General features: G+C 71.4%; 5 protein-coding genes. All 5 read left to right on the top strand.

Annotated elements, in window-relative coordinates:
• The coding region (locus VGT06_06955; protein ID HEV8662857.1) for a glycosyltransferase at positions 1-219 on the top strand (219 nt) is incomplete at its 5' end.
• Entirely contained in the window at positions 204-1,145 is a 942-nt protein-coding gene (locus VGT06_06950) for a UDP-glucuronic acid decarboxylase family protein (GenBank protein ID HEV8662856.1), read from the top strand. The genes VGT06_06955 and VGT06_06950, both read left to right, overlap by 16 nt.
• 14 nt (positions 1,146-1,159) lie before the next feature.
• A complete protein-coding gene (locus VGT06_06945; GenBank protein HEV8662855.1) occupies positions 1,160-2,131 on the top strand; it encodes a KpsF/GutQ family sugar-phosphate isomerase in 972 nt (323 codons plus the stop codon).
• Between the two features lie 90 nt (positions 2,132-2,221).
• Positions 2,222-2,758 (top strand): HAD hydrolase family protein, encoded by a 537-nt coding sequence (locus VGT06_06940; protein ID HEV8662854.1) that lies wholly within the window; start codon positions 2,222-2,224, stop codon positions 2,756-2,758.
• A gap of 2 nt (positions 2,759-2,760) precedes the next feature.
• Positions 2,761-3,220: phosphoenolpyruvate-utilizing N-terminal domain-containing protein (locus tag VGT06_06935; GenBank protein HEV8662853.1), on the top strand; the 460-nt coding region annotated here is incomplete at its 3' end.

The following is a 3,220-nucleotide window of genomic DNA, read 5'->3' as shown; positions in this document are numbered from 1 at the left end:
CTGCTCGTCCCGCCGGGTGATCCCGGCAGCCTGGCGCGGGCAATCGTGAGGCTGGCCGAGGCTCCCGCCCTGCGGCGAGCGATGGGGGAGGCCGGAGCCCGGCGCGTCCGGGAACGGTTTCACGTGGCGAGGATGGCCAGGCAGATCGGGGCAGTCTACGGGGAGGTGTTGCGGGAGCGCCACGGAAGTGAAGGAGGGAACGCGTGCGCATCCTCGTGACGGGGGGAGCAGGGTTCATCGGGTCCCACCTGTGCGAGCGGTTGCTCCGGGCCGGTCACGAGGTCTTGTGCCTGGACAACTTCTTCACGGGCGCGAAGGACAACATCCGGCATTTCCTCGGCCACGATCACTTCGAGTTGACCCGCCACGACATCATCATGCCGATCGAGCTGGAAGTGGATCACATCTATAACCTGGCCTGCCCGGCCTCTCCCGTCCACTACCAGTTCAACCCGGTCCGGACCATCCAGGCGAATGTCCTGGGGGTCACGAACATGCTCGAGCTGGCGAAGCGGACGAGGGCCCGGATCCTCCAGGCCTCCACCTCCGAGGTGTACGGGGACCCGCAGGTTCACCCCCAGCCGGAGGCCTACTGGGGCCACGTGAACCCGATCGGGGTCCGGGCCTGTTACGATGAGGGGAAGCGCGTTGCCGAGACCCTGATGATGGACTACCATCGGCAGCATGGGGTGGAGGTCCGCATCGCCCGCATCTTCAATTGTTATGGGCCGCGCGCCGCAATCAACGACGGCCGTGTGATCAGCAACTTCATCACCCAGGCGCTCCGGGGGGATGACCTGACCGTGTACGGGGACGGGAAGCAGACTCGCTCGTTCTGCTACGTGGACGACATGGTGGACGGGATCATCCGGCTGATGGAGCACGGGGACGGGACGTTTACCGGGCCGATCAACCTGGGGAACCCTGGGGAGTTCACCATCCTCGAGCTGGCCGAGCGGATCATCGCCATGACCGGTTCCCGGTCCGGTCTCACCTTCAAGCCCCTCCCGAGCGACGATCCGGTCCAGCGCCGGCCTGATATCACCCTGGCCCGCCAGCACCTGGGCTGGGAGCCGCGCGTCTCCCTGGAGATCGGCCTCGCGCGGACGGTGGAGTACTTCCGCGACGTCCTGCGGAAGGCGTGAGGAGGAACGCACGGATGGACGCTGAGCGCCTCCAGGCCGTGGCCGCCCGGGTCCTCCGGATCGAGGGGGAAGCGGTGGCGGCGCTGGCGGAGCGGCTGGACGGCCGCTTCGCCCGGGCGGTCGAGCTCCTCCATGCCTGCCGGGGGCGCGTGGTCCTGGCCGGGATGGGCAAGTCGGGCTACATCGCCCAGAAGATCGCGGCCACCTTCTCGAGCACCGGCACGCCCGCCCTCTTCCTGCACCCGGCCGAGGGGGTCCACGGGGACCTGGGAATGATCGTCCGGGGGGACGTCATGGTCGCCATCAGCAAGAGCGGCGAGACGGAGGAGCTGGTCTCGATCCTCTCCCACATCAAGCGTTTCGGCGTGCCCCTCATCTCCCTCGTCGGGAACCCGCAGTCCACGCTGGCCCGGGAGAGCGACGTGGCCCTGGACGTGAGCGTCAAGGAAGAAGCCTGCGCCTTGAACCCGGCCCCGACGGCCAGCACGACGGCGGCGCTCGCCATGGGGGACGCCCTCGCGGTGGCCCTCCTGGAGCATCGGGGCTTCCAGGAGGAGGATTTCGCCCTCCTGCATCCCGGGGGGAGCATCGGGCGGCGGCTCCTCCTGCGGGTCCGGGACCTGATGCACACCGGCAAGGCGCTCCCGCTCGTCCGGGAAGACGCCACGATGCGAGAGGCGATCCTGGAGATCAGCGGGAAGCGGCTGGGGGTGACGGGGGTCGTGGATGCGGCGGGGGTTCTCACCGGCATCATCACGGACGGGGACCTGCGCCGAGCCCTGCAGAAGCTCCCCGACCTCCTGACGCGCCGGGTGGCCGACTGCATGACCCGCAACCCCAAGACGATCGCCGCGGACGAGCTGGCGGCCCGGGCCGTGCAGGTCATGGAACAGTACAGCATCACCTCGCTGCTCGTGGTAGGAGAGGGAAGGCAGCCGGAGGGCGTCCTGCACCTGCACGATCTCTTGAAGGCGGGGGTGGTGTAGGCCATGGGGCGTGCGACGAGCCGCGGCGCCGGGTCCCGGCGGGGCGGTGCGCCCTCCGGCCGGCCGGGAGGCCGCCCGGCGTCGGTCCGGATGTCCCGGAGCCTCCGCCGCCGCGCGGGCCCCATCCGTCTTCTGGTCATGGACGTGGACGGGGTCCTCACGGACGGGACCATCGTGTGCGGGCCGGACGGCCAGGAGTGGAAGTCCTTCCACGTCCAGGACGGCTTTGCCATCACGGCCGGGCAGCGGGCCGGCCTCCGGATGGCCCTCATCTCGGGGCGGACCTCGGGAGCCGTCGCGCGCCGGGCGGCGGAGCTGGGACTGGCCGAGGTGCACCAGGGCACCCGGGACAAGGTGGCCACCTACGATGGGCTCCTCCGGCGGCACGGCCTGACGGACACCGTCGCCGCCTTCATCGGCGATGACCTGGTGGACCTGCCCCTCCTCCGCCGGGCCGGGCTCGCCGTGGCCGTTGCGGACGCCGTGCCGGAGGTCCGGGCCGCCGCCCACTACGTGACCACGGCCGCGGGCGGGCGGGGGGCCGTGCGCGAGGTGATCCGGCTGATCCTCGAGGCGCAGGGGCGGTGGACGGAAGTCCTGCACCGGTTCGACGGCACGCGGGAGTGAGCGTGGGCGGGGTGCTGCTGACGGGGATCGGGGTCTCTCCCGGCATCGCCATCGGGCAGGCGGTTCTCCTCGGGCGGCGAGAGGTCCAGGTCAGCCGCCGGGTCGTGGCGGAGGCCGAGGTCCCGCTGGAGCAGGGCCGCTTCCGGGAGGCGGTCGTCCGGGTCCGCCGGCAGGTGGAGGGGATCCGCGCCAGGGCCGCGGAAGCGCTCGGTCCCCGCGCCGCCGCGATCTTCGATTCCCACCTGGCCCTGCTGGCCGATGACCAGTTCCCCGCGGAGGTCCAGGAGCGGATCGCGGCGGCGCGCGTAAACGCCGAGGCGGCGCTGGAGGATGTGGCGCGTCGCTACGCCGACGCGCTGGCCCGCCTGGAGGACGAGGTCCTCCGGGGGCGGCGGACCGACGTGGACGACGTGGCGGAGCGCCTCCTCCGCACCCTCCTCGGCGCGGAGCTGCCCCGCCTCG

Source organism: Candidatus Methylomirabilis sp. (genome assembly GCA_036000645.1).
Lineage (GTDB): Bacteria > Methylomirabilota > Methylomirabilia > Methylomirabilales > JACPAU01 > JACPAU01.
This window is presented reverse-complemented; position numbering and strand designations above follow the sequence as displayed.